The organism is Bacillus sp. 2175, assembly GCF_057812155.1.
Map to the genome: position 1 here is coordinate 4,574,763 of NZ_CM173819.1, position 25,238 is coordinate 4,600,000.

The following is a 25,238-nucleotide window of genomic DNA, read 5'->3' on the forward strand; positions in this document are numbered from 1 at the left end:
CATCTATAAGTGTAACTTCATTCTTAACTGAAAAAAGCATCACTGCATAGTTTTTAGAAATCCCTTTACTATTGTATCAAACTTTTCCGGTTGTTCCACATGAATTGCATGGCCAGCACCATCAATTTTGACAAATTTCGCGTCAGAGACGCATTTTTCGATGTTTTTTAATATGCGAAAGAACTTTTCATCATGCTCTCCGTTCATTAAAAGAACAGGCATTTTCAAGTTGTGTAGCTCATCCCACCATGAAGGCTGAGCCCCTGTTCCCATGCCGCGCAAGCTATTTGCAAGTCCTTTTGGATTGTTAGCAAGTCGTTCTTTTCGCACCGCTTCTTGTACGTTTTTTGCTAAACGTTTTTGCGTTTCAAACAGCGGAATATTTTCCCACATCGATACAAAACTTTCTATGCCTTCTCGCTCAATTTTATCGGCAAGTCGCTCATCTTTTTCACAGCGTTCTTTTCGCTCATCTTCACTTTTGAGTCCAGCTGTACAATTTTCTAATAAAAGAGAACGTACATATTCTGGATATAGACACGCCATCGTAATCGCCAGTCTACCGCCCATTGAATAGCCAAGTATATGTGCTTTTTCAATATGAAGGTAATCTAATAGTTCTTTCATTTGCAATGCCACATTTCGAATGTCATAATGCGCAACATCTTCAGGACTCTCGGTCTTTCCGTGTCCAACAAGATCCACTACAATAACTTGAAACTGCCCACTCCATGAAGAGATAAAAGAACGCCACGTTTCCATGCTTCCCGTAAAACCATGAAGAAGTAGAAGTGGTTCCCCGCTTCCGACTACTTCATATTCATACGATACACCTTGCAGCGTTACTTTCATTTTGATTCACCTTGCAATGATGTAGTAATTACGTCCTGTGTTTTTGCCCATAACGTACGGTGCAACGTTAAGTTTTCATCACGGTTCGTACAAATTTCTACAACGTGTAAACCTTCTGTCGTTGCTCCCTTTTGTACTTCCTCCCGGAATTGCTCCCAACCATTTACACGGCTAAATGAACCACCGTACATTTTAACAACATGCTCATAGTCAAGCCCAATCGGCGTTCCAAATAACGATTCGAAGTGTTCCTTTTTCTCATATTGTGGTAAGAATGAGAAAATACCCCCACCATCATTATTTACAACGACAATCGTTATATTTAATTCATGTAATTTTGCAGCTAATAGTCCATTTAAATCGTGATAGAATGATAAGTCACCGATGACTAATACGAGCGGATCGCAAATCATGCTCGCTCCTAAAGCTGTCGAAATGATGCCATCAATCCCATTTACACCGCGGTTTGCCATCACTTGAATATTTTTATCTGATGTGAAGAAGAATGAATCTGTATCACGAATTGGCATACTATTACTCGCAAATAACGTTGCTCCTTCTGGTAATACGCGTACAATATCTGTAATGACTTTTCCTTCAAATGCAGTTTCATATGTTTCCATTTCACGAAGCGTTTCCTTCGTTTTTTCGTTTATATGTTGCCACATTTGGGACCAATCATTCTTTTTCATAACTGGCATTTTTTCTATTAATGTACTGCAAAATGCAATATCACTTGCCTGTACAACTTCTGTCGCAACAAGAGCTGGATCTCTCCATTGTCCAGATTCGTCAACAACGATATGAACAGCTTTCGTTTGTTTTTTAATGAACTGCGTTAATGCTTTCGAAACAGGCATACCACCAAAACGAATTAAAACGTCCGGCTTCCACGTCTCTTTTAACAATTCATTTCGTAAAAATGTATCATAACAGTCGATTACCATCGTTTTATCGTGGTGTCCGCTACGAATATTAGAAAGTGGGTCTGCTAATATTGGGTATCCCGTTTTTTCAGCTAGTTGCGTTGCAAACGTTGCGATTTCTGAATGACTATCATCTCCACAAATAATAAGCCCCTTTTCCATATGTGAAAGGCGCCCTACAAGAGAATCTACATATTCACTCGGCATCACCACGTTCCCTTGCTGAACTACTTCTGTATATTCCCCGCGTCCTTTATCCCATAAACTTTCTAATGAAAAGTCCGGGATAAGCGGTTCACGAACTGGAAAATTAAGATGAACAGGTCCTTGCGGCGCTAAACAAGCACTTGCTATCATGCGCTGCGTTGTCATGCGAGCGTAGTGGTACATCGCTTCACTCGCTTCTGGAAGTGCCATCTCTGTAAATTGCTTCACAAACGTACCGTATAAATTAAATTGATTCATCGCTTGTGGTGCACCGACATCTCTTAATTCATGCGGTCTATCTGCTGTTAAGACGATAAGCGGCACTCGTGAATGGAAAGCTTCACATACAGCTGGATAGTAGTTCGCTGCTGCCGTTCCTGACGTACATAATAATGCAACCGGACGTTTTTTCGCTTTTGCGATACCGAGCGCAAAAAATCCTGCAGATCTTTCATCTACATGTAAATATGTGTTCATTCCTTCGTGTTGTTCCATTAGTAGAGCAATCGGCGTTGACCGTGAGCCTGGACTAATGACAACATCACATACATTTAGACGCGTCAGTTCATCCACGAACGCGCCTAAATAATATGATAATGCTTCTATATGATTGTTCATTTCATTAATTCCTCCAAAGCACCAAGCATCGGTCTAAACTTCAAACTTGTCTCTTCATATTCAAGTTGCGGTACTGAATCAATTACAATCCCGCAACCGGCAAATAAGGATGCTTTCTCGCCATTTAATAATCCGCAGCGAAGTGCAACCGCAAATTCACCATTTCCTTCATCATCTATCCAGCCAATCGGTGCACCATATAATCCTCTGTCTAACAATTCAACATCACGAATCAGTTTCATCGCTTCCAAACGAGGTGTCCCGCCAAGAGCTGGTGTTGGATGTAATTCTTCTACCATCGTTAAAAGACTCGCAGTGCCTTTTGCCTCTACAGGCGTATATAAATGAATTAAGTTTTTCGTTGTTAATAGACCTGGACTCTCCGGAATATTAACGTATTCGCAGTGCTCATTTAATACCGACCTGATCATGTTCACAACATAACCGTGTTCAGCTAAATTCTTTTCATCATGAAGAAGCGCATTACTATTTCGCTTACTTTCTTCTATAGATTGACCATGACCAGTTGAACCAGCAAGACACATCGAAGTAAACTTCTCATCTTCTTTACGAATTAACCTCTCTGGCGTCGCTCCTAAGAAGCATGCTCCTTTATAATCAAAAGAAAATACGTAACAATCCGGTTGCCCAATGCGAAGTGCTTCTAAAACAAGAGCAGAATCAATATGATGATCCATTTCTACTTTTAGCTCCCTCGCTAATACAACCTTCTGCACGTTACCCTGCTTCATCTCATCTTGCACTTTCTTAATGGCTTTCATCCAGCCTTTCGGATCCACTTCCACTTTAGAAGTAACTGTTAATTTCAATCCTTCTAATGCACATTTACTCTCCCCAAAAATTTTCTCTTCTAAAGAAACAATTTCGTTATAAAGAGTTTCTGCACAATCTGTTGCTGAAACGAATGTATTCATCGTTAACCATGCTTTTTCATTTTTTACAGTTAATAAAAATGCTGGTAGTGAAAATGTCGTATCATCGAATTCTTTCCATAAGTCCGTTTTCTCTTTTTCTTGGTCAAATGAAAATCCACCAAATAAAAGAGGACCTGTTCCAAATTCATATTTTTCTCTTTGTACAAATGCTTTCTCTTTTACTTTATCCCACTCGTCACGAGCCGCTTGAAAGCGTTTGTGAGAAGAATTTGCTATAGTGAAAACAGAGCCAATTCCAGCAAATATTACATGCTGAGCTGGATCTGCAAAATAACATCTATTTTCCAATGCAATCCTTTTTCCTGCTGCATAAAACAGAAGCGGATCCATCCAGTCTATTTGTTTTACAAAACTAACCAATATTTTTTCATCAGTTGCATGCTTAATGGCTGCACTAAGAACTTCTTGCAAGCCTTTTTGTTTCGTTTGAATCACAATTGTCTCCCCCCTATGGGCGAAAAATAGTCATAATTACGCTTGATTTTAAGATACACCTCAAACGAAAGGCCTGTCAACGTTTAGCATTTCTGAGAAATTCACCTTCTCTTCCTAGAAAATAAACGTTGACACTAAATGATGCTTTTTCTACACTTAGTTGTGTACAATATGTGACCAAAGGAGGATTCAACATGGAAATGAACGTCGAAACGAATTCCTCTCCTACGGCGCCAAAACCAAGCAAGCAAACAGGCTGGCGCATTTGGTGGAGTTTACTACGTCCCCATACATTAACAGCAGCTTTCGTTCCTGTTTTCATCGGAACAGCCTATGCAATGCAGGTCGGAGGTATAAATCAAATCCATCTCCCTCTTTTCCTTATAATGCTTCTTGCTTGTCTTCTCATTCAGGCAGCAACAAACATGTTTAATGAATACTTTGATTATAAAAGAGGACTCGATCACGAAGGTTCAGTTGGTATCGGCGGCGCTATCGTTCGCGATGGCATTCAGCCAAAAACAGTGCTTAACTTAGCATTTGGATTTTTCGGCATCGCAATACTATTAGGTGTTTATATTTGTATGAATTCTAGCTGGTGGCTTGCTGCAATCGGTCTTGTTTGTATGGCCGTTGCTTACCTTTACACGGGTGGCCCACTTCCCATTGCCTATACACCATTTGGAGAGTTAACAGCCGGATTATTTATGGGTGTTATCATTATTGGAATTTCATTCTTTATTCAAACTGGAACTGTAACATCAGAAGTCATTTTACTATCTATTCCAAGCTCCATTTTAATTGGTGCCATTTTACTAGCTAATAATATTCGTGACTTAGATGGCGATAAAGAAAACGGTCGTAAAACGTTAGCAATTCTCGTTGGACGTGAAAGAGCGGTTGGTGTACTTGCTTCTATGTTCATCGTTTCCTACATTTGGACAATTGCTTTAATTATCGTGGGCATCGTATCACCATGGATGCTTATCGTATTTTTAAGTGCACCGAAAGCATTTAAAGCGACGAAAGGCTTTATCGGCAAAAGCATTCCAATGGAAATGGTACCTGCGATGATTGCAACAGCAAAAACAAATACGATCTTCGGTCTCCTCATGGGAATCGGATTATTACTTGGATACTTTCTATAAAAGGAGCTGCTTATGCGGCTCCTTTTTCATATCTGAAATTCATCTCATAATTCCTACTCGCAACGCTCATACTATGTAAAGAAACTGAATTGTAGGAAGGTGGACGACTATGTTAACTCCACAACAAATAAATCAATTTAAATCCGTTTTAGAAAAACAAAAACACGAACTAGAGCAAACGATACAAACACACGAAAATGAAGATCGTGCATCTGAACGTGAGTCTGTTGGAGAATTATCTAGCTATGATAACCATCCAGCTGATATGGCAACAGAGCTATATGAACGTGAAAAAGACTTCGGGCTTATTGAACTTTGGCATAAACAGCTAGCGGATACGAAACATGCCTTGCAAAAAATAGAAGCGGGTACGTACGGCATTTGCGAAGTGTCTGGCGAAGAAATTCCATTTGAAAGATTAGAAGCAATGCCGACTGCTACAACATGCATCCAGCACGCGACAAATAAGCTAAATATGAATACACGACCAGTCGAAGAAGAAGTGTTATCTCCTTCTTTCCACAAACATGATGAAGATCGTTCTGTTGAATATGATGCAGAAGATGCATGGCAAGATGTTGCTAATTACGGAACATCTGAAACACCATCTGATTTAGAAAGACAAGATTCGAAAAACTATAATGGCATGTACGTAAATAGTGAAGAAAACGTAGGCTACGTAGAGGATTTCGAAAACTTTATTGGTACAGATATGTATGGAAAAAATCCGCAAGTTTTCGCTACGGAAGAACATGAAGAATATGAGCAAATGCTTGATGACTTTGAAGAGCGTACCTTTAAGGGCGAATTATCTTCAAATGAGTCGAGTTCCAAAGAATAAAAAAAAAGCATTCCGAAAATCGGAATGCTTTTTATCGCTAGCTAATTAGTTTTTTGTAACGTTAGCAGCTTGTGGTCCACGGTTACCTTCAACGATTTCGAAAGAAACTTCTTGACCTTCTTCTAAAGTTTTGAATCCGTCACCTTGGATAGCTGAGAAGTGAACGAATACATCGTCTCCACCTTCAACTTCGATGAAACCGAAACCTTTTTCGCTGTTGAACCATTTAACTTTACCTGTTTGCATGTCATGTACCTCCTAAATAAAAATGAAACTATGAATCCACATGAAAAGGTGGATATAAAGGACATGAATGTATAACAAGCTTACAGCCTTTAATTCAACGTGCTTTATTTCCGTACCACATTATGTAGCTCAATAGTGATTTCACTATATCACGCTATATCCAAAACGTCAAATGAGAACACTTTCATTCCACCATTTTTTTATAATTTTAATATAATGTTGAATTTCCATATTCATATTTTAGCCCGGTATTTGCGGACAGCTTGATTGGCGGGAGCTGATAATCAGTTTTGGTTTGTTCCACTTTATTTGAAAATTAACAAAACTAAAGTATTCTAATCCTATTAAATTCTGTACAATATAAGTATCTATTACATACGAGGTGAAAAAAATGCAAGCACATGAAATCGAGTATAAATTATACGGCGATGATATGCAGTTTGTTGAAATTGAGTTAGATCCAGAAGAAAGCGTTATCGCAGAAGCTGGCGCAATGATGATGATGGAAGATTACATCGAAATGGAAACAATCTTCGGTGATGGTTCTGGCCCATCTGGAGGTTTATTCGGAAAATTAATGGGCGCTGGTAAGCGTCTCGTTACAGGCGAAAGCATGTTTATGACTGTATTTACAAATACAGGTCACGGTAAGCGTCACGTATCCTTTGCTGCTCCTTATCCGGGTAAAATTATTCCTGTAGATTTAACAGAATATCAAGGAAAAGTAGTTTGTCAAAAAGATGCATTTCTTTGTGCTGCAAAAGGCGTTTCTATCGGAATCGAGTTTACGAAAAAAATCGGAACTGGTTTCTTCGGCGGTGAAGGTTTCATCATGCAGAAACTTGAAGGTGACGGTCTTGCTTTCATGCACGCAGGTGGAACTGTATATAAACGTGAATTAAAACCTGGTGAGAAACTTCGCATTGATACAGGTTGTCTCGTTGCTATGACAAAAGACATTAACTATGATGTCGAGTTCGTTGGAAAAGTAAAAACAGCTCTATTTGGCGGCGAAGGTTTATTCTTCGCAACGTTAGAAGGACCTGGAACAGTTTGGATTCAGTCCTTAACACTTAGCCGATTAGCAGCACGCCTTACAAGCCCAGCAGCGCAAAGTACTGGCGAAGGTAGTGTATTAGGTGGCCTTGGTCGTTTATTAGATGGGAAAGAGTAAACTGTGCCCTTATGTGGGCATGGCCACATGCCCATCAACTTAAGAATTTGCACTACCCCCAAGTGTCAAAAAACGTTATTCTTTCTAAAAAGCTAGCTAGAAAGGATGACATTTTTTATGAATCTTTCAATTCAAGATGAATTACAACTATTTTCTGAAGAGCTGTATCGTCATTTAACCCCTTCTCTTTTGGAAGAACTCGCTAAAGAATTAGGTTTTGTAAAAAGAAAACGAAAGTTTTCAGGAAATGAATTAGCTACCATATGTATCTGGGTCAGTCAACGTACAGCGAGTGATTCTCTCGTTCGACTATGCAGTCAATTACACGCCGCCACAGGCACTCTTATGAGTCCAGAAGGACTCAATAAACGCTTTGATAAAAAAGCGGTTGAATTTTTGAAATATATTTTTTCTGCATTATGGAAAAGTAAACTTTGTAAAACATCAGCCATTTCAAGTGCAGCACTCACGTATTTTCAACGAATCCGTATTTTAGATGCGACGATTTTCCAAGTACCGAAACATTTAGCACATGTATATCCTGGGTCAGGTGGTTGTGCACAAACTGCAGGTATCAAGATTCAATTAGAATATGACTTACACAGCGGACAGTTTTTAAACTTCCAGGTAGGTCCTGGAAAAAATAATGATAAAACATTTGGAACAGATTGCTTAGATACCTTACGGCCGGGTGATCTGTGTATTCGTGATTTAGGATATTTTTCATTGGAAGACTTAGATCAAATGGATCAACGTGGCGTGTGCTATATATCAAGACTTAAGTTAAACCATACCGTCTATACGAAAAATCCATTTCCAGAATACTTTCGAAATGGGACAATCAAAAAACAGTCACAGTATATCCAAGTTGATTTAGAGAACATTATGCACACGTTAAAACCAGGACAAACGTATGAAATAAAAGAGTCGTATATTGGCAAGAATCAAAGATTATTTACAAGAGTAATTATCTACCGATTAACAGAGGAACAAATACTGGAACGTAGAAAAAAACAAAGCTATACCGAAAGTAAAAAGGGGATTACATTTTCAGAAAAGAGTAAACGATTAACGGGTATCAACATATATGTTACGAATACGCCTTGGGAAGTGGTTCCGATGGAACAAATTCATGATTTTTACTCCCTCCGCTGGCAGATCGAAATCATATTTAAAACGTGGAAATCTCTATTTCAAATTCATCATTGGCAAACTATCAAACAAGAGCGATTAGAATGCCATGTGTATGGAAAACTCATTGCCATTTTTATATGTTCTTCCACGATGTTTAAGATGCGCCAACTTCTGTTGCAAAAGCACAAAAGAGAACTAAGCGAATATAAAGCAATTGGGATGATTCAAGATCATCTATCCCTGTTATATCAAGCGATACAGAGAAACACCCGTATAATAACAAAGGTTTTAATCCGCCTGTTTACCCTACTAAAGAAAAATGGCCGGAAATCCCATCGATATGAGAAGAAAACTATCTTTGATATTATGGGTGTTGTCTATGAGTATAATGGATTGAGAAAACAAAAGAAAGCTGCATAAGAAAAAAATGAAACCCGTTAGGGTTTATTTCGTATGCTCATTTTTAAGAGGATTATACTGTTTAAAAGTTTGTTCATTTCAATTAATGGAAAACCGTAGAGTTTCTATCCTTAAGTTGATGGGCATGGGGCATGGCCATCAACTAATAAAATAATAAAATTAAAACACCCTTGCTTGCAGTAATAAAGTGAAAGGGTGTTTTAATTTACGTCTACAAACGAGAAAAAGCAGTTAAAATAAAGTAATAAGGTTTACTTCAGGAAAATAAGGTATATTATATTTGTTGAGTAGATTCTCTTTAGAGACAAGAAAAGTAGGTGAACAAAGTGGGAAAATATCAATTGGATTCCAAAAGTCAGGTAGCTGTGGCAAAGTTCCATGAAAAACAGAAGCCTGCCAAATTTGATAAAAAGCAGCAACTTGAAAAATTGCGTACGGAGTATTTGAAAAAGAAGCAAAAACAAACAGATAAATAATATGTTTTATTTTCCGAATTTTTTCTGTATGTAACGCAAACAAACACAAGAAAATAGGTAAGTTATTCATCATTCAAATATATACAGGCTATTTTTTCAAACCTCTTACTTATGCAACTAACGCATGCGTCAGTTCATTAAGAATAACTAAAAAAGTCGATTCCTTGAGATGAAAAAGAGTAAACAGTGCCCTTATCAGGCACTGTTTTATTTTGCCATTATAATTTCCTCCACTGATTTAGGTAAGCGATACAAGCTATTCCCCACCTCCAAAAGAATGAATCAAGTTCCTCACCGCATATATTAAACTATACCTTTTCTTAAGGAGGGCTACCTTAATGCGTACTCCTTTATCCTTTGATAAAGAAACTGCCATACTGTTAGCTTCTTGTTGTGAGTTAACGTATGAACAATATAAACAAAATGGTATTTTCGAAATACCAGATGGTTTTCAATATGTACAAGGTTTTCAAGGAAAGGCCATTCAAACAACAGAATGGTTCGGATTTATATTAGAATCTGAGGATACAATTATCGTTGCCTTCAGAGGCACTCAAACAGATCCAGATTGGATTATTGATTCTCTCGTCAATCAAAAACCTTATCCTTATGCTTTAAATGGCGGAAATGTCCATAACGGTTTTCTCTCTATTTATGAGTCTTGTCGTGATTCTATTATGGATATGCTCGTATCATTGCCAGCACATAAAAAACTGCTAGCTACTGGGCATAGTCTAGGTGGCGCGCTTGCCACATTACACATATTAGATGCACGTATAAATACTGCCTTCGCACAGTATGGACTTTATACATTCGCTTCTCCAAAAGTAGGAGATATCGCTTTTCGAAATTATTATAAACTACAAGTAGCTAGTAGCTTTCGTTTCGTCAACTTATTCGATGTCGTCCCACTTCTCCCTCCCCGAAACATAAATTTTAATGATCATGATTGGGAGTATGCACACGTCCATCACAACATGACATTTACAAAAAACACAAAATCCATTACAAATAATCATTCCATTACAACATACAAAACATGTCTGACTTCTCATTTTTAACCAGTAAACAATTGGAAATAAAATATTCGTATACTATAATAATCTATGAAGTTATTTTTGGATGAGGGGACCTTACATGTTAAAATTTATCTTCGCATTTTTCCTTATTGTAATTTTTACGGTTACAGGTTTCTTTACATTTTCATACTTTGCGACAGGAGAGTATGATGGGGCAGGTATCATATATACCACTGTTCCATTTCTTTCTTAAGCAAAATAAATAAAACGAGCTTAATTTTATTAAGCACGTTTTATTTATTAATATCCATTTCTGTTGGTAAATCGATAATATATCTCCCAATATAGCAACCTCTTTAAAACTGTTTAACTGCATTACCAATACCCCAAATTTCATTACTGTACTGCAAAATCGTTCGATCGCTCGCAAAATGACCAGACTGTGCAATATTTAAAATCGACATTTCTAGCCACTTCGTTCGGTTCTCATAAGCTCTACCGACAGCTTCTTGTCTTTCAGCATATGGACCAAAATCTCGCAGAACGAAATATTCATCATTTTGAATAACGAGAGAATCGTAAATTGCTTCAAATTCGGCTCCCGACTGTGCAAAGAAACCATTCGTTAACTGATCTACTACCTTTTTAATGTGCCCATTGTGGTGATAATAATCACTTGCACGATATCCACCATTTTGATAGTAATGAAGAACCTCTTCGGCTGTTAAACCGAAAATGAAACAGTTATCATCACCGACCCGGTCTTTTATTTCAACGTTAGCACCGTCTAGCGTTCCGAGTGTAATCGCACCATTCATCATAAATTTCATATTACCTGTTCCCGATGCTTCTTTACTCGCCGTTGAAATTTGTTCACTTACATCCGCTGCCGGGAATATATCTTCTGCTAAAGAAACTCGATAGTTTTCTAGAAAGATAACTTTCATATATTGACTGACATACGGGTCATTATTTACTTTTCTTGCGAGTTCATTTATTAATTTAATAATTTTTTTCGCGTAATAATAGCCAGGTGATGCTTTCGCTCCAAAAATAAAAGTACGCGGATAAAATGTAAAACTAGCATCCTCTTTCAAACGGTTATACAAATATAAAATATGAAGAACATTTAATAATTGTCGTTTGTAAGCATGTAATCTTTTCACTTGCACATCAAAAATAGAATTTGGATCAATGGTAATCCCCATTGTATTATGAATACGCTCCGCTAAAATCTCTTTACGCTCTTGTTTTACCTCTGCAAATTTCTCTTGGAAACTCGCATCATATTGAACTAATTGTAGCTCTTGAAGCTTAATCGGTTCTTTCTTCCACTCTGTTCCAATCGCCTCTGAAATGAGATTTGTTAACTGTGGATTTGCTTTCATAAGCCAGCGCCTATGAGCAATTCCATTCGTCTTATTATTAAACTTATCTGGATAAAATTCATAAAACAATCGCATTTCCCGCTGCTTTAATATTTCCGTATGAATTTTCGCTACACCGTTTACGCTATGGCTACCGACAATCGCTAAATGAGCCATTTTCACAAGGTCATGTGCAATAATCGCCATTGCTTCAATACGATCCCACTCATACGGATACTGTTCCCACAGTTCATGACAGAAACGTTCATTAATCTCTTCAATAATCATATAAATTCTCGGTAATAACGGTTTAAAAATGTGAATTGGCCACTTTTCGAGCGCTTCTGATAACGTCGTATGATTCGTATAAGAAATCGTCTGCGTCGTTATGTGCCAAGCTTCTTCCCATGCTAACTTTTCTTCGTCTAGTAAAATACGCATCAGTTCCGGAATTGCTAAAACCGGATGTGTATCGTTAATGTGGATCGCAATTTTTTCATGTAGTTGACGAAGGTCACCATATCTTTCTCTATGCATTCGAACGATATTTTGCAAACTTGCTGATACGAGGAAATACTGTTGTTTTAAACGAAGTATTTTTCCCTCATCATGCGTATCATCTGGATATAAAAACTCCGATACAGCCTCTGTTTCACGCTTATATTTCAAAATATCTTTGCAGTTTTGCGGGAAAGGAACTGGTTCAGCATTCCAAAGTCTAAGTGTATTTACAGTACTCGTCTCATAGCCAACTACCGGCACATCATATGGCACGGCCATAATGACTTCTGCATTTGTATGCCTAAACTCTAAACGCCCGTCAATTTCTAGCGGTTCAACATTGCCGAAATAACTTACTTCTACAGCTTGATCATGCCTTCTTACTTCCCATACGTTTTCATGAAGAAGCCACTGTTCTGGAAATTCGACTTGATAACCATCAACAATTTTCTGATCAAACAAACCATGTTTATAACGAATTCCACAGCCGTGTCCTGGCAAGTTTAAAGATGCAAGTGAATCGAGAAAACAGGCTGCTAAGCGTCCAAGCCCACCATTACCAAGGCCTGCATCTGCTTCCACTTCTTCTAACTCTTGTAACGAAATCCCTAGTTCAGATAACCCTTGCTCGCATACATCTCTAATACCTAAATTCAAGATGTTACTTCCAAGCAAACGTCCAAGCAAAAACTCAATAGACAAGTAATACATTTGCTTTTGCTCTCCGGATCGATAACTCTCATTCGTTGCAATCCATTGACTATTCATATACTCACGTACCATATGGCCGAGTGTATTATATTGATCACGAGTTGTAGAATCTTTAAAACTTTTACCATACATCGTCTCTAACTTTTCTAGAAAAGTTGATTTAAAACTTTCAACATGAGTAAACATTTTTTCACCACCTACATGTTATTCCATGAGACTTTTATACAATTCCTTATAAGCAAGAGCCGATTGCTCCCAGCTATAATCTTCAGTCATCGCTTGTTTTACAAGCTGCTCCCATACCGGTTTATCGTGATAGAATTCAATTGCACGATGAATCGTATGCAGCATGTCATGTGCATTAAAATTCGTGAAACTAAAACCATTTCCTTCTCCAGTTTCTTCATCATAAGAATGTACCGTATCGTTTAATCCACCTGTTTCTCTTACAATTGGAATCGTACCGTATGCTAATGCGATAAGTTGTCCAAGTCCACACGGTTCAAACAGCGATGGCATTAAGAATAAATCACTTCCTGCATACACTTGATGAGCTAATTCTTCATTAAATCCGATATAAACTTTTACCTTCTCCGGATACTCATATGCCATCCATTCAAAGAATTGCTCATATTCCGAATCACCTGATCCTAAAATAATACATTGTACATCTTCTTCCATTATTTCGCGGAATACAGTACGTACTAAATCAAGACCTTTTTGCTTCGTTAATCTCGTTACCATTGAAATAATTGGTGTATCCTCTTTTTCTGGCAAACCAAAATAACGCTGCAAGGCGCGTTTATTTTCACTCTTTTCATATAATGACTCTGCATCATACTGAGCCTTAATATACGAATCCGTTTCTGGATTATATACGCTCGTATCAATACCATTTACAATGCCGCTAAGCTTATCATTATATTTTCGCAGTAATCCATCTAACTTCTCACCGAAAAATTCATATTGAATTTCTTCTTTATATGTCGGGCTCACCGCTGTAATTTGATCCGAAGCGATAATACCGCCCTTCATAAAGTTCACATTCCCATAAAACTCTAACTGCTCACTGTGGAAATATTCATCACCAAGTTCTAACAAGTCGTACATTACTTCAGGAGGAAATACACCTTGGAACTGTAAGTTATGAATTGTATATACCGTTTTAATACGCTCATATAACGGGTTATCTTGATACTTTTCACGAAGTAAGAAATTAACCATAGCCGTATGCCAATCGTGGCTATGAAGAACATCCACTTCAAAATCAAGGTGCGGAATACACTCTAACACCGCTTTTGAGAAATAAGAAAAACGCTCTCCGTCATCATAATGACCATACAGAGAATCTCTCTTAAAATAATATTCATTATCTATTAAGTAATACGTAATTCCGTCTTGCTCACCTTTTAAAATTCCACAATATTGATTTCTCCACCCAAGCGGGACGTTAATTACTTTATGTAACGTACATCCATCTCTTAACTTTTGCGGAATGAGGCTATAATTCGGAAGTATAATACGAACGTCCACTCCTAATTTTTTCAGCTCTTTTGGGAGCGCACCCGCTACATCAGCTAATCCTCCCGATTTCACAAACGGTACACATTCTGATACTGCAAATAAAATATTCACTTGTTGTCCCACTGCGCGAAAAGTTTTTATTACTCCTCTTGCAGCTTCCTCCCTTCGAGTTTTCATTTGAATTAAAACTTTAATCAGTGGAGGAAAAAGCCCCCACTGATTCTTTTAAGAATAACTATTAATCGTACTGTTTTGTACGCTTCCTTTTTCTACAACATACGGCCCATCGGCGTTTCCTTTTAATACGACACCGTCACCAATTTTCACATCTTTATCAATAATAACACCATCTATTATACAGTTATCTCCAATTTGGCTCTTTTGCATAATAATACTGTTACGAATAATTGAACCTTTTCCAATTTTAACTGAACGAGAAACAACACTGTTTTCGACTTCCCCTTCAATAATACTACCGTTTGCAATCATTGTATTTTTCACGACTGCACCCTTTAAATAACGAGTTGGTGGCTCATCTTTTACTTTCGTAAAGATCGGTGCTTCTTTCTTAAATAATTGCTTCCAAATAGCAGGTTGCAAAATTTCTAAGCTATGTTTATAGTAACTTTCAATCGAGTCAATAATTGCTACATATCCAGTATGTTCATATGTAGCAATGTGTAATGATTTCCCGCGCTTTTCTCTCACTACATCAAATAAACTGTATTGTTCCAGATCTTTATATGACTCAAATAAGTCTAACAATAATTGTTTCTTTAACACATATGTTTGAAGTGAAACCCCTTCATGGCAAACTTCCGTAATATCAGCTGCCGTATGTATATGTCGCTCTAACACCGCTTGAAAATTTAATGCTGTTACGAGATGGCTATTCGTAATAACAACGTACTCTTCTCTGCTTCTTAGAAAATAATCAATATGTCTTCTAAAGTGTGCAAAAGACCCAAATTCATCTTGGTCACATTGGCAGTTTGGCGGGAATAAAAATAGTCCGTCTCGTTTTCTATCTAAATCCCACTGTTTTCCTGAACCAACATGGTCCATTAACGAACGATTTTTATGGCTTGTAAAAACTGCCACACTATGAATACTAGAATTCACCATATTTGAAAGCATGAAATCAATGAGTCGATAACGGCCCCCAAACGGTAACGCCGCTAGTGAACGATGCCCTGTTACTTTCTTTAAGGAAGGAAAACTTCCCGTTGCATTAATAATTCCTAACATTTTTTCTCCCATTCATTTCATCCCCCTTTTCTATTTCCCTTCAGCAATTAATACTACATCGTCAACATTCTTTTCTGGACGAATGATTGTTCCATCCTCGATAACCATTTCTGATCCAACAATCGCTCTTTCAATCACAACATTTTTACCAATCTTAGCCCCTGGCATAACGACAGAATCAATCACCATACTTCCTTCTTCCACCGTCACTCCTTGGAATAACACAGAATGCTTCACGTCCCCTTCAATGACGCACCCTTCGTTAATAAGCGATTCTTCTACTTTCGCCTTTTCAGCAATATATTGAGGCGGTTCGTTTGGATTGACAGAGTAAATACGCCAATTACGATCGTTTAAATTCAGTGATGTTTCATCGCGAAGCAAATCCATATTCGCTTCCCATAAGCTCTTCACCGTTCCAACATCTTTCCAATATCCTTCAAACGGATACGCCATTAGCTTCTTCCCTTCATCCAATAAAAGGGGAAGTACGTCTTTTCCAAAATCGTTACTAGATTCAGGGTTTCTTGCATCCATCTCTAAATACTCTTTCAAAATTGACCAATTAAAAATATAGATTCCCATTGATGCAAGATTACTTCTTGGAAATTGTGGTTTCTCTTCAAACTCAACAATCTCCATTTCTTCATTTGTATTCATAATGCCAAAGCGACTCGCTTCATCCCAAGGTACTTCAATAACAGAAATGGATACGTCCGATTCTTTCTGAATATGGTAATCTAGCATCTTACTGTAATCCATTTTATAAATATGGTCGCCTGATAAAATGAGAACATACTCCGGTTCATACTGACTTAAATAGTTTAAGTTTTGATAAATGGCACTTGCCGTACCTGTATACCACTTAACCCCTGAAGACTCCGCATAAGGAGGTAAGACTGTGACCCCACCGTTTACTCGGTCTAAATCCCACGCATTTCCGATTCCGATATAATTATGAAGTTCGAGTGGTTGATATTGCGTTAAAATCCCAACCGTTTCAATACCAGAATTCGCACAGTTACTTAGCGTAAAATCAATAATGCGATATTTACCACCAAATGGAACAGCTGGCTTGGCTAAATTCTTTGTTAATGCACTTAAACGACTACCTTTTCCCCCTGCTAGTAACATTGCTACGCACTTTTGTTTTTGAGCCATCTTGTTTTTTGCTCCCCTTTCTCGTCTTCACTGGTCGTAATATGGATACGCCAAATGGTGGAATTGTAATCTCTACATGTGCTGCTTGATTATGGTACGGTTCTAGAATCGTCTTAAGACGTTTCTTATTCACTTGTCCCGAACCGCCATATTGCTGTGCATCACTGTTTAAAATCTCGTTATAATACTCGAAATCTGGTACACCTACTTTATAGTTTTCATATGTAGCTTTCGTAAAATTACATACGATAACTAACGCATCTTCTTGTTTATCCCCTTGGCGGATAAACGAGAAAATACTTTGCTCGTTATTATTAGCATCAATCCACTGAAAACCTTCAGGCGAATGATCAAGCTGCCAAAGTGGTTTTGAGCGCTTATACAATGCTATGAGCTCTTTAAAGTAATCATGCATATAACGATGCATTTCAAAATCATGTAAATTCCAATCTAAATCTTCAAGGTCTTTCCACTCATCAAACTGCCCGAATTCTCCTCCCATGAAAAGTAATTTCTTTCCTGGGTGAGTAAAGAAATATCCATATAATAAACGAAGCTGAGCAAACTTATCCCAGTAATCACCTGGCATTTTATTTAATAACGACTTTTTCCCATGAACGACTTCATCATGAGAAAGGGGTAATATGAAGTTTTCAGAGTAAGCATATAGTAAAGAGAACGTCATTTTCTCATGAATATATTTTCTGTACTCTGGCGCACACTCCATATATTTCAGCACGTCATTCATCCAGCCCATATTCCATTTGTAATTGAATCCAAGCCCACCTTCATACGTTGGTGCTGTTACAAGTGGCCAAGCTGTTGAATCCTCTGCCGTCATAAGAAAATCTTCATCCTCTGCAAACACTGCTTCATTTAACTCCCTTAAAAATGACACAGCGTACTCATTACTTTGCTCTTGTCCTTCTTTATTCCAGTACAACATGTTCGCAACTGCATCTACTCTGAAACCATCAATATGGAAATATCTCATCCAAAATAACGCATTTGAAATTAAGAAATTACGTACCTCTCTCTTTCCTAAATCAAAATTGACAGTTCCCCATACTAGATTTTCTTGTACATCTTTATCTTTATATTCATAGGTCGGTGTGCCATCAAACAAATATAAACCGTGAGCATCTTTACAAAAATGCCCCGGTACCCAATCTAAAATGACACCGATTCCATATTTATGACATTCGTCGACAAAATACATTAAATCATGCGGTGTACCAAATCTACTCGTCGCTGCATAATATCCCGTTCCTTGATATCCCCAAGAACGATCATATGGATGCTCAACAAGCGGCATAATTTCAATATGTGTAAATTGATGTTCCACCACATACGGAATGAGTTCTTCTGCCATTTCCCTGTAAGAATATAGTGTTCCATCTTCTTTCTTTTTCCAAGAACCAAAATGTAATTCATAAACTGTCATCGCTTCTTTATAAATCGGTTTTTTCTTTTTCTTACGATTCCAGTTTTTATCATTCCATTCATATCCTTTTATATCAAAAACTACAGATGCCGTATTCGGTCTTACTTCTGCATATATAGCATACGGATCTGCCTTTAAAATGACGTCACCAGCCAACGTTTCAATCGCATATTTATATATTTCTCCTTCTTCAATATGCGGTATAAATAAGGACCAAATCCCTTCTTCTGTCACTTGTAGCATCTTATGTTGCTCATAATCCCACTCATTAAAATCTCCAACAACACTCATTGCTTTCGCATGAGGAGCCCAGACTGTAAATCGTACCCCTTGAATCTCATCTTCCGTCACAACATGTGCGCCAAAGATGTTATAACTTTCATAGTACTTTTCTGTATGAAACTCATCTCGTTTCACTTCTTCACAATTTATTACACTCAATATGTTCACCTCACTTAGATGACAGAATTTTTTATACTTTAACTATTTCTGCGAAAAACTGCAATATCCTTGTTAATTTATAAAAAACATTCGTTTTTTTCTTAAAAATGTTAGTTTTTCTTCACATTTCCGTGTAAAATATCGAATTTTGACGAATATTCATTGAAAACGCTTTATTATTCTTCTATATTTTTACCAATTATTTTTTCTCAACCTTTATTTTATTATGTTTATCCTATTTTTCATGCTATTTTCCACTCAAAATCAAAACAAAATAATCTGTCATAAAAAAATGTTTCTCAATATTTTTTGTCACAATGTTATTGAAATGCGAAATTTAATCCTGCTTTTGAAAAGCTACTTTCCGAAAAAGGAGTAACTGCAAAAGTAAATGAACCGAAATTAGAGGCAGGTTCTGTTACAGTTGGCGGCGCTATCGATGACAAAAACTTTGCTGGATTAGATGGTGATTTCCCGTTCATTGATGTAACTTTCAAAGTAGAAAATGATGAATTTTATGAAGCAAACGCTCAATTAGAGTCACCAATTTTTGTTTACTGGAAACAAGGTGAATCAGAACCAAATAGAATGCGTGTACTTCAAGATCAAACATTCTCAGTTATGTCCTTAAACTCACTAGTAGAAGGAAATATTAAACCTGGTGCGTTCTTAAATGAACGCGAATATTTAGATGAAAAGTTCGATTATACAAAGCTTGGCGTAAAAGTATATGCGACTGATTCTTACCGTCATAAGTTTGAAGGCTCACTAGATAAATACGGATACTTCAAACTAAATGGACTTCCAGTTAATAAACGCGACTATAACTTATATGTAGAGGTGACAGGACATTTAACAAACCGCCTAACAACGAAACTTGGTACTGAAAAAGACGGTAAGCTGCTTGGCCAATATTATTATGCAAGACCTGACGAAAACCTTGCCGGCGATGTAAATGCTGATAAAGTAATCGATATTAAAGATGCTGAAATTATCGCTAGCAACTATGGTAAAAAAGGACTAACTGTAAAAGACGGAGACCTTAATAAAGATGGTATTGTCGACGAAAAAGATATTCGCTTCGTTGAAAGGAACTTCTTGAAAAAAGGTCCAGATGCATCTAAATCACAAACACCTGTAGAAAAATCCAAAAGCGGTACACTGGCAGATATTTTAAAGAAATTAGGATTAACACCTAAAAAATAATAAAATGAAACTTTAATCAGTGGGTTTTTACTGCCCGGCAAATAGCGGAATAATAAAGAGCACTCTACGTAAAATAGAGTGCTCTTTTCTATAAACGACCCTTATCCAGCAAAAGGGGTATATTGGGGATATACAAGGGAAACCGGAAAAGGAATTTATATTAAATTATATAAGTTCAGAGGTAAGAAGCAGTTTCCCACCTCTGAATTATTTAGCAATTATTATAGTACTGGTGCCATTGTTTCTTTTAATACTTTTACAGAATGAGCGAACTTCACTTTTTCCTCTTCATTTAGCTCAAGTTCTACGATTTCACGTACACCTTCGCGGTTAATTACAGCTGGAACACCTACGTAAGCATCTTTCTCGCCGTATTGACCTTCAAGGTATGCAGATACAGTTAATACGCTGTTCTCGTTGTTTAAGATTGCTTTAGTTACACGAAGTAGTGACATACCGATTCCGTAGTAAGTTGCACCTTTACGCTCGATGATATGGTAAGCTGCATCACGTACGTTTTCGAAGATTTTGTCTAAGTCTTCTTGTTTGTACTGTTCGTTGTTAGCTAAGATTGTTTCTAATTTTTGTACACCGATAGTAGCGTGGCTCCATACTGGAAGTTCAGTGTCACCGTGTTCACCAACGATGTAAGCATGAACGTTACGTGGATCTACATCTAAGTAGTCACCTAACATGTAACGGAAACGAGCAGAGTCTAAAGTAGTACCAGAACCGATTACGCGCTCTTTCGGTAAACCAGATTCTTTCCAAGTTACGTAAGTTAAAATATCAACTGGATTAGTTGCGATTAAGAAGATTCCATCGAATCCGCTATCCATAATGACGCGAACGATTTGTTTAAAGATCTTTGTATTTTTCTCAACTAAGTCTAAACGAGTTTCACCTGGCTTTTGTGGTAACCCAGCAGTGATAACAACTAAATCTGCATCTTTACAATCTGCATAGCTACCGCTCCAAACTTTTGTTGGTGATGGAGAGAATGGTACCGCATGGCTTAAGTCCATTGCTTCCCCTTCTGCTTTTGCTTCATTAACATCTACTAATACGAATTCTTCAGCTACACCTTGGTTAATCATTGAGTAAGCGTAACTACAACCTACAGCTCCTGTTCCTACTAATACTACACGATTGATACCTTTTTTCATGGTAATTTCCCCTCTCTATTGTTCACATATATTTTTTTATGATTGTTTAAGTAATTAATTAAAATACTAATTTAATGTTGTTTAACTTCTTTACATTCATATTGTAGCACGTATTATTGTGAATTACTTCACAAATTATGACCTATTTGTGAACTTTTTCACATAGAGTGTAAAGTTATTGGAATAGGTGTGGAATCCATTTCAATGGAGGCGTTTTCTTTAGATTGTGAAAGGGTTTTTCTTGTGGTTTTCATCGGTAAGTGAAATTATATCGGCGATTTTTAGAATATATCGACCGTAACTCCAAATATATCAGCGATTATTAAAATTTATCGATCGTAACTCAAATTATATCAGCGATTTTTGCAATATATCGATTTACCGACAAAACTCGACAATACTGACAACATAAAAAAGCTGTCTTCAGTAGATCACACCTGTTGAGAGAAAGCAGCTTCTTCTATATATTATTTATTTTCATCCGTTTCTCCAAGTGTAGGAGGCTACAGCCATACAGCTGGGGTAAAAGTTCAACTTGAGGTATCATTTTAGATAGATAATTCCTTCATATCCATACAGGTCCAAATAAATAACATGATTGTATTTACCGCTCTATATACCCAACTGCAACAGCCCATACTTCATATTTCTTCTATGCATAAAAAAGCAGACTATCCAAAGTTCACTTTTATACAACAAAAAAGAGATAGCAGATTATGCTATCTCTTTTAGTATGACCCGTACGGGATTCGAACCCGTGTTACCGCCGTGAAAGGGCGGTGTCTTAACCACTTGACCAACGGGCCAGTTCTGGCAGAGAAGAAGGGATTCGAACCCTCGCACCGCGTTCGCGATCTACTCCCTTAGCAGGGGAGCCCCTTGAGCCACTTGGGTACTTCTCTATAAATATGGCTCCGCAGGTAGGACTCGAACCTACGACCGATCGGTTAACAGCCGATAGCTCTACCACTGAGCTACTGCGGAACAATTATGGTGGGCCTAAATGGACTCGAACCATCGACCTCACGCTTATCAGGCGTGCGCTCTAACCAGCTGAGCTATAGGCCCATAATTAAAAAGCGGGTGAAGAGAATCGAACTCTCGACCAGAGCTTGGAAGGCTCTTGTTTTACCACTAAACTACACCCGCATTAAATTGTAAATGGTGAGCCATGAAGGACTCGAACCTTCGACCCTCTGATTAAAAGTCAGATGCTCTACCAACTGAGCTAATGGCTCATTTTGAAAGTGGTGCCGACTAGAGGACTTGAACCCCCAACCTACTGATTACAAGTCAGTTGCTCTACCAATTGAGCTAAGTCGGCTCGTGATTTCAAAATGGTGGCTCGGGACGGAATCGAACCGCCGACACGAGGATTTTCAGTCCTCTGCTCTACCGACTGAGCTACCGAGCCTTTATGTAAAAAATGGCGGTCCCGACCGGGGTCGAACCGGCGATCTCCTGCGTGACAGGCAGGCATGTTAACCACTACACCACGGGACCATTTGGTTGCGGGGACAGGATTTGAACCTGCGACCTTCGGGTTATGAGCCCGACGAGCTACCGTGCTGCTCCACCCCGCGATGATAAAATATTCACTTTAGAAAAAATGGAGGAGGTAGAGGGATTCGAACCCCCGCGCGACTCTCGCCGCCTGTCGGTTTTCAAGACCGATCCCTTCAGCCGAACTTGGGTATACCTCCGAGATATATACGTCTAATGGTGGACCTTGTAGGACTCGAACCTACGACCGGACGGTTATGAGCCGTCTGCTCTAACCAGCTGAGCTAAAGGTCCTTTATGGTAGCGGCGGAGGGGATCGAACCCCCGACCTCACGGGTATGAACCGTACGCTCTAGCCAGCTGAGCTACACCGCCATAAATGATATTAATATAAGTGGAGCCTAGCGGGATCGAACCGCTGACCTCCTGCGTGCAAGGCAGGCGCTCTCCCAGCTGAGCTAAGGCCCCATGTTTTTAGGAATATCGGGAAGACAGGATTTGAACCTGCGACCCCCTGGTCCCAAACCAGGTGCTCTACCAAGCTGAGCCACTTCCCGTTAATAAAAGCGCGCCCGAGAGGAGTCGAACCCCTAACCTCTTGATCCGTAGTCAAACGCTCTATCCAATTGAGCTACGGGCGCATATGGTGCCGAGGGCGGGGGTCGAACCCGCACGGTGGTCACCCACCGCAGGATTTTAAGTCCTGTGCGTCTGCCTGTTCCGCCACCCCGGCATGTCATATTGAAAATTGGAGCGGAAGACGGGATTCGAACCCGCGACCCCAACCTTGGCAAGGTTGTATTCTACCACTGAACTACTTCCGCAAGACATGTATGAGTTATTTAATTAAAAGTGCGGGTGAAGGGAGTCGAACCCCCACGCCAAAGGCGCCAGATCCTAAGTCTGGTGCGTCTGCCAATTCCGCCACACCCGCATATTAATTTATTTAAGAAAAATGGGGCGACTGATGGGAATCGAACCCACGAATGCCGGAGCCACAATCCGGTGCGTTAACCACTTCGCCACAACCGCCATGATTTCTGGTGCCGACTAGAGGACTTGAACCCCCAACCTACTGATTACAAGTCAGTTGCTCTACCAATTGAGCTAAGTCGGCTAAATGGTGGAGGATGACGGGATCGAACCGCCGACCCCCTGCTTGTAAGGCAGGTGCTCTCCCAGCTGAGCTAATCCTCCATTTGCCTGGCAACGTCCTACTCTCACAGGGACAAGGTCCCAACTACCATCGGCGCTAGAGAGCTTAACTTCCGTGTTCGGTATGGGAACGGGTGTGACCTCTCTGCCATCATTACCAGACTGTATTCATTTAAGACAAGAATTATTGTAACTCATTCACTTTTGAAAGTCAACAAGTTTTTTATATTCTTTCAAAACTAGATAACATTGCTTCATATTATATGGTTAAGTCCTCGATCTATTAGTATTCGTCAGCTCCACATGTCACCATGCTTCCACCTCGAACCTATCAACCTGATCATCTTTCAGGGATCTTACTAGCTTACGCTATGGGAAATCTCATCTTGAGGGGGGCTTCATGCTTAGATGCTTTCAGCACTTATCCCTTCCGCACATAGCTACCCAGCTATGCCCTTGGCAGAACAACTGGTACACCAGCGGTGCGTCCATCCCGGTCCTCTCGTACTAAGGACAGCTCCTCTCAAATTTCCTACGCCCACGACGGATAGGGACCGAACTGTCTCACGACGTTCTGAACCCAGCTCGCGTACCGCTTTAATGGGCGAACAGCCCAACCCTTGGGACCGACTACAGCCCCAGGATGCGATGAGCCGACATCGAGGTGCCAAACCTCCCCGTCGATGTGGACTCTTGGGGGAGATAAGCCTGTTATCCCCGGGGTAGCTTTTATCCGTTGAGCGATGGCCCTTCCATGCGGAACCACCGGATCACTAAGCCCGACTTTCGTCCCTGCTCGACTTGTAGGTCTCGCAGTCAAGCTCCCTTATGCCTTTGCACTCTACGAATGATTTCCAACCATTCTGAGGGAACCTTTGGGCGCCTCCGTTACACTTTAGGAGGCGACCGCCCCAGTCAAACTGCCCACCTGACACTGTCTCCCGGGTCGATAAGACCCGTAGGTTAGAATTTCAATACAGTCAGGGCGGTATCCCACCAGCGCCTCCACCGAAGCTAGCGCTCCGGTTTCAATGGCTCCCGCCTATCCTGTACAAACTGTACCAAAATTCAATATCAGGCTACAGTAAAGCTCCACGGGGTCTTTCCGTCCTGTCGCGGGTAACCTGCATCTTCACAGGTACTATAATTTCACCGAGTCTCTGGTTGAGACAGTGCCCAAATCGTTACACCTTTCGTGCGGGTCGGAACTTACCCGACAAGGAATTTCGCTACCTTAGGACCGTTATAGTTACGGCCGCCGTTTACTGGGGCTTCAGTTCAGAGCTTCGCTTACGCTAACCCCTCTCCTTAACCTTCCAGCACCGGGCAGGTGTCACCCCCTATACTTCGCCTTACGGC

General features: G+C 39.2%; 17 protein-coding genes, 22 tRNA genes, 2 rRNA genes and 1 pseudogene (1 of these 42 only partly in view). 7 read left to right on the forward strand and 35 right to left on the reverse strand.

From position 1 onward, the window contains the following. Window positions 1-39 precede the first annotated feature (39 nt). Genes menH through ACXKY9_RS23775 form a run of 3 tightly spaced genes read right to left on the reverse strand, consistent with a single transcriptional unit; the run spans window position 40 to window position 3,994 of the window. The gene (gene menH, locus ACXKY9_RS23765; RefSeq protein WP_000869215.1) at window positions 40-852 is read right to left on the reverse strand and encodes a 2-succinyl-6-hydroxy-2,4-cyclohexadiene-1-carboxylate synthase; all 813 of its coding nucleotides are present in this window, start codon (window positions 850-852) and stop codon (window positions 40-42) included. Continuing rightward, window positions 849-2,603, reverse strand: a complete 1,755-nt coding sequence (gene menD, locus ACXKY9_RS23770; RefSeq protein WP_001059214.1) for a 2-succinyl-5-enolpyruvyl-6-hydroxy-3-cyclohexene-1-carboxylic-acid synthase — start codon at window positions 2,601-2,603, stop codon at window positions 849-851. The genes menH and menD overlap by 4 nt, the downstream gene beginning before the upstream one ends. Continuing rightward, window positions 2,600-3,994, reverse strand: coding sequence for an isochorismate synthase (locus ACXKY9_RS23775; protein WP_000616748.1), 1,395 nt, complete (start codon window positions 3,992-3,994; stop codon window positions 2,600-2,602). Before ACXKY9_RS23775 ends, menD begins: the two co-directional genes overlap by 4 nt. A 194-nt stretch (window positions 3,995-4,188) precedes the next feature. Here ACXKY9_RS23775 and ACXKY9_RS23780 point away from each other — a divergent pair, with 194 nt between their 5' ends. Beyond that, the gene (locus ACXKY9_RS23780) at window positions 4,189-5,142 is read left to right on the forward strand and encodes a 1,4-dihydroxy-2-naphthoate polyprenyltransferase (RefSeq protein ID WP_000425740.1); all 954 of its coding nucleotides are present in this window, start codon (window positions 4,189-4,191) and stop codon (window positions 5,140-5,142) included. A 109-nt stretch (window positions 5,143-5,251) separates the two neighbouring features. Beyond that, window positions 5,252-5,983 (forward strand): yteA family sporulation protein, encoded by a 732-nt coding sequence (locus ACXKY9_RS23785; protein ID WP_000957364.1) that lies wholly within the window; start codon window positions 5,252-5,254, stop codon window positions 5,981-5,983. Between the two features lie 45 nt (window positions 5,984-6,028). Here ACXKY9_RS23785 and cspD read toward each other — a convergent pair whose 3' ends face one another. Continuing rightward, entirely contained in the window at window positions 6,029-6,229 is a 201-nt protein-coding gene (gene cspD, locus ACXKY9_RS23790; protein ID WP_001193054.1) for a cold-shock protein CspD, read from the reverse strand. A 391-nt stretch (window positions 6,230-6,620) separates the two neighbouring features. Here cspD and ACXKY9_RS23795 point away from each other — a divergent pair, with 391 nt between their 5' ends. After that, on the forward strand, window positions 6,621-7,403 hold the full coding sequence (locus ACXKY9_RS23795) for a TIGR00266 family protein (protein ID WP_001147834.1): 783 nt from the start codon (window positions 6,621-6,623) through the stop codon (window positions 7,401-7,403). Window positions 7,404-7,520: 117 nt separating this feature from the next. Continuing rightward, window positions 7,521-8,957: an IS4-like element IS231C family transposase gene (locus ACXKY9_RS23800; RefSeq protein WP_001053969.1), complete on the forward strand. Its 1,437-nt coding sequence runs from the start codon at window positions 7,521-7,523 to the stop codon at window positions 8,955-8,957. Window positions 8,958-9,188: 231 nt separating this feature from the next. Here the strand turns inward: ACXKY9_RS23800 and ACXKY9_RS23805 are convergent, their stop codons facing one another. Further along, a complete protein-coding gene (locus ACXKY9_RS23805) occupies window positions 9,189-9,506 on the reverse strand; it encodes a hypothetical protein (RefSeq protein WP_167541651.1) in 318 nt (105 codons plus the stop codon). Between the two features lie 265 nt (window positions 9,507-9,771). On the opposite strand from ACXKY9_RS23805, the gene ACXKY9_RS23810 reads away from it, so the two are divergent. Both ACXKY9_RS23810 and ACXKY9_RS23815 read left to right on the forward strand, forming a co-directional pair. After that, window positions 9,772-10,494 carry a lipase family protein gene (locus ACXKY9_RS23810; protein ID WP_001260134.1) on the forward strand — a complete coding sequence of 241 codons (723 nt, stop codon included), beginning with the start codon at window positions 9,772-9,774 and terminating at the stop codon, window positions 10,492-10,494. Between the two features lie 76 nt (window positions 10,495-10,570). Next, window positions 10,571-10,705 carry a hypothetical protein gene (locus ACXKY9_RS23815; protein ID WP_000911065.1) on the forward strand — a complete coding sequence of 45 codons (135 nt, stop codon included), beginning with the start codon at window positions 10,571-10,573 and terminating at the stop codon, window positions 10,703-10,705. A gap of 103 nt (window positions 10,706-10,808) precedes the next feature. On the opposite strand, the gene glgP is transcribed toward ACXKY9_RS23815, so the two are convergent. The 5 genes from glgP to glgB form a co-directional block, all read right to left on the reverse strand. Then, window positions 10,809-13,217: a glycogen phosphorylase gene (gene glgP, locus ACXKY9_RS23820; protein ID WP_000494096.1), complete on the reverse strand. Its 2,409-nt coding sequence runs from the start codon at window positions 13,215-13,217 to the stop codon at window positions 10,809-10,811. An 18-nt stretch (window positions 13,218-13,235) separates the two neighbouring features. Beyond that, complete coding sequence (gene glgA / locus ACXKY9_RS23825; RefSeq protein WP_023901191.1) at window positions 13,236-14,666, reverse strand: glycogen synthase GlgA; 1,431 nt, start codon at window positions 14,664-14,666, stop codon at window positions 13,236-13,238. Between the two features lie 114 nt (window positions 14,667-14,780). Then, complete coding sequence (glgD, locus tag ACXKY9_RS23830) at window positions 14,781-15,815, reverse strand: glucose-1-phosphate adenylyltransferase subunit GlgD (RefSeq protein WP_000504161.1); 1,035 nt, start codon at window positions 15,813-15,815, stop codon at window positions 14,781-14,783. Between the two features lie 18 nt (window positions 15,816-15,833). After that, the gene (glgC, locus tag ACXKY9_RS23835; RefSeq protein WP_000057606.1) at window positions 15,834-16,964 is read right to left on the reverse strand and encodes a glucose-1-phosphate adenylyltransferase; all 1,131 of its coding nucleotides are present in this window, start codon (window positions 16,962-16,964) and stop codon (window positions 15,834-15,836) included. After that, a complete protein-coding gene (gene glgB, locus ACXKY9_RS23840) occupies window positions 16,912-18,849 on the reverse strand; it encodes a 1,4-alpha-glucan branching protein GlgB (protein ID WP_000111398.1) in 1,938 nt (645 codons plus the stop codon). Before glgB ends, glgC begins: the two co-directional genes overlap by 53 nt. A gap of 327 nt (window positions 18,850-19,176) precedes the next feature. On the opposite strand from glgB, the pseudogene ACXKY9_RS23845 reads away from it, so the two are divergent. Next, window positions 19,177-20,055, forward strand: a pseudogene (locus tag ACXKY9_RS23845) (dockerin type I domain-containing protein); the annotation flags it as partial. Between the two features lie 221 nt (window positions 20,056-20,276). Here ACXKY9_RS23845 and ACXKY9_RS23850 read toward each other — a convergent pair. From ACXKY9_RS23850 to ACXKY9_RS23970, 25 genes are all read right to left on the reverse strand, one after another. Beyond that, window positions 20,277-21,221: an L-lactate dehydrogenase gene (locus ACXKY9_RS23850; RefSeq protein WP_000715351.1), complete on the reverse strand. Its 945-nt coding sequence runs from the start codon at window positions 21,219-21,221 to the stop codon at window positions 20,277-20,279. Between the two features lie 734 nt (window positions 21,222-21,955). After that, window positions 21,956-22,027: transfer RNA gene (locus ACXKY9_RS23855), tRNA-Glu, on the reverse strand. Between the two features lie 5 nt (window positions 22,028-22,032). Next, window positions 22,033-22,123: transfer RNA gene (locus ACXKY9_RS23860), tRNA-Ser, on the reverse strand. Window positions 22,124-22,130: 7 nt separating this feature from the next. After that, window positions 22,131-22,205 (reverse strand) — tRNA-Asn (locus ACXKY9_RS23865). A 7-nt stretch (window positions 22,206-22,212) separates the two neighbouring features. After that, window positions 22,213-22,289: transfer RNA gene (locus tag ACXKY9_RS23870), tRNA-Ile, on the reverse strand. A gap of 10 nt (window positions 22,290-22,299) precedes the next feature. Continuing rightward, window positions 22,300-22,370, reverse strand: a tRNA-Gly gene (locus tag ACXKY9_RS23875). A gap of 13 nt (window positions 22,371-22,383) precedes the next feature. Beyond that, window positions 22,384-22,459 (reverse strand) — tRNA-Lys (locus ACXKY9_RS23880). A 10-nt stretch (window positions 22,460-22,469) separates the two neighbouring features. After that, window positions 22,470-22,545: transfer RNA gene (locus ACXKY9_RS23885), tRNA-Thr, on the reverse strand. 14 nt (window positions 22,546-22,559) lie between these two features. Beyond that, a tRNA-Phe gene (locus tag ACXKY9_RS23890) sits at window positions 22,560-22,635 on the reverse strand. Between the two features lie 13 nt (window positions 22,636-22,648). Beyond that, window positions 22,649-22,724 (reverse strand) — tRNA-Asp (locus ACXKY9_RS23895). 3 nt (window positions 22,725-22,727) lie between these two features. Continuing rightward, a tRNA-Met gene (locus ACXKY9_RS23900) sits at window positions 22,728-22,804 on the reverse strand. Between the two features lie 27 nt (window positions 22,805-22,831). Next, a tRNA-Ser gene (locus ACXKY9_RS23905) sits at window positions 22,832-22,924 on the reverse strand. A 17-nt stretch (window positions 22,925-22,941) separates the two neighbouring features. Further along, window positions 22,942-23,018: transfer RNA gene (locus tag ACXKY9_RS23910), tRNA-Ile, on the reverse strand. 4 nt (window positions 23,019-23,022) lie between these two features. Continuing rightward, window positions 23,023-23,099: transfer RNA gene (locus ACXKY9_RS23915), tRNA-Met, on the reverse strand. 20 nt (window positions 23,100-23,119) lie between these two features. After that, window positions 23,120-23,192, reverse strand: a tRNA-Ala gene (locus ACXKY9_RS23920). 15 nt (window positions 23,193-23,207) lie between these two features. Next, window positions 23,208-23,281: transfer RNA gene (locus ACXKY9_RS23925), tRNA-Pro, on the reverse strand. Window positions 23,282-23,291: 10 nt separating this feature from the next. Next, a tRNA-Arg gene (locus ACXKY9_RS23930) sits at window positions 23,292-23,365 on the reverse strand. A gap of 3 nt (window positions 23,366-23,368) precedes the next feature. After that, window positions 23,369-23,457 (reverse strand) — tRNA-Leu (locus ACXKY9_RS23935). 16 nt (window positions 23,458-23,473) lie between these two features. Continuing rightward, a tRNA-Gly gene (locus ACXKY9_RS23940) sits at window positions 23,474-23,548 on the reverse strand. A gap of 29 nt (window positions 23,549-23,577) precedes the next feature. Next, a tRNA-Leu gene (locus ACXKY9_RS23945) sits at window positions 23,578-23,658 on the reverse strand. 22 nt (window positions 23,659-23,680) lie between these two features. After that, window positions 23,681-23,756 (reverse strand) — tRNA-His (locus ACXKY9_RS23950). Window positions 23,757-23,765: 9 nt separating this feature from the next. After that, window positions 23,766-23,841, reverse strand: a tRNA-Thr gene (locus ACXKY9_RS23955). Between the two features lie 4 nt (window positions 23,842-23,845). Next, window positions 23,846-23,921: transfer RNA gene (locus ACXKY9_RS23960), tRNA-Val, on the reverse strand. A gap of 4 nt (window positions 23,922-23,925) precedes the next feature. Further along, window positions 23,926-24,041, reverse strand: a 5S ribosomal RNA gene (gene rrf, locus ACXKY9_RS23965). Between the two features lie 101 nt (window positions 24,042-24,142). Next, window positions 24,143-25,238: ribosomal RNA gene (locus ACXKY9_RS23970) — 23S ribosomal RNA — on the reverse strand (it continues 1,826 nt past the right edge of the window).

What these genes read in the sequence shown, in the direction of transcription:
- menH (WP_000869215.1), bottom strand. Translation starts at nt 852, where the DNA reads ATGAAAGTAACGCTGCAAGGTGTATCGTATGAATATGAAGTAGTCGGA.
- menD (WP_001059214.1), bottom strand. Translation starts at nt 2,603, where the DNA reads ATGAACAATCATATAGAAGCATTATCATATTATTTAGGCGCGTTCGTG.
- ACXKY9_RS23780 (WP_000425740.1), top strand. Translation starts at nt 4,189, where the DNA reads ATGGAAATGAACGTCGAAACGAATTCCTCTCCTACGGCGCCAAAACCA.
- ACXKY9_RS23785 (WP_000957364.1), top strand. Translation starts at nt 5,252, where the DNA reads ATGTTAACTCCACAACAAATAAATCAATTTAAATCCGTTTTAGAAAAA.
- cspD (WP_001193054.1), bottom strand. Translation starts at nt 6,229, where the DNA reads ATGCAAACAGGTAAAGTTAAATGGTTCAACAGCGAAAAAGGTTTCGGT.
- ACXKY9_RS23795 (WP_001147834.1), top strand. Translation starts at nt 6,621, where the DNA reads ATGCAAGCACATGAAATCGAGTATAAATTATACGGCGATGATATGCAG.
- ACXKY9_RS23800 (WP_001053969.1), top strand. Translation starts at nt 7,521, where the DNA reads ATGAATCTTTCAATTCAAGATGAATTACAACTATTTTCTGAAGAGCTG.
- ACXKY9_RS23805 (WP_167541651.1), bottom strand. Translation starts at nt 9,506, where the DNA reads ATGATGAATAACTTACCTATTTTCTTGTGTTTGTTTGCGTTACATACA.
- ACXKY9_RS23810 (WP_001260134.1), top strand. Translation starts at nt 9,772, where the DNA reads ATGCGTACTCCTTTATCCTTTGATAAAGAAACTGCCATACTGTTAGCT.
- ACXKY9_RS23815 (WP_000911065.1), top strand. Translation starts at nt 10,571, where the DNA reads ATGTTAAAATTTATCTTCGCATTTTTCCTTATTGTAATTTTTACGGTT.
- glgP (WP_000494096.1), bottom strand. Translation starts at nt 13,217, where the DNA reads ATGTTTACTCATGTTGAAAGTTTTAAATCAACTTTTCTAGAAAAGTTA.
- glgD (WP_000504161.1), bottom strand. Translation starts at nt 15,815, where the DNA reads ATGGGAGAAAAAATGTTAGGAATTATTAATGCAACGGGAAGTTTTCCT.
- glgC (WP_000057606.1), bottom strand. Translation starts at nt 16,964, where the DNA reads ATGGCTCAAAAACAAAAGTGCGTAGCAATGTTACTAGCAGGGGGAAAA.
- ACXKY9_RS23850 (WP_000715351.1), bottom strand. Translation starts at nt 21,221, where the DNA reads ATGAAAAAAGGTATCAATCGTGTAGTATTAGTAGGAACAGGAGCTGTA.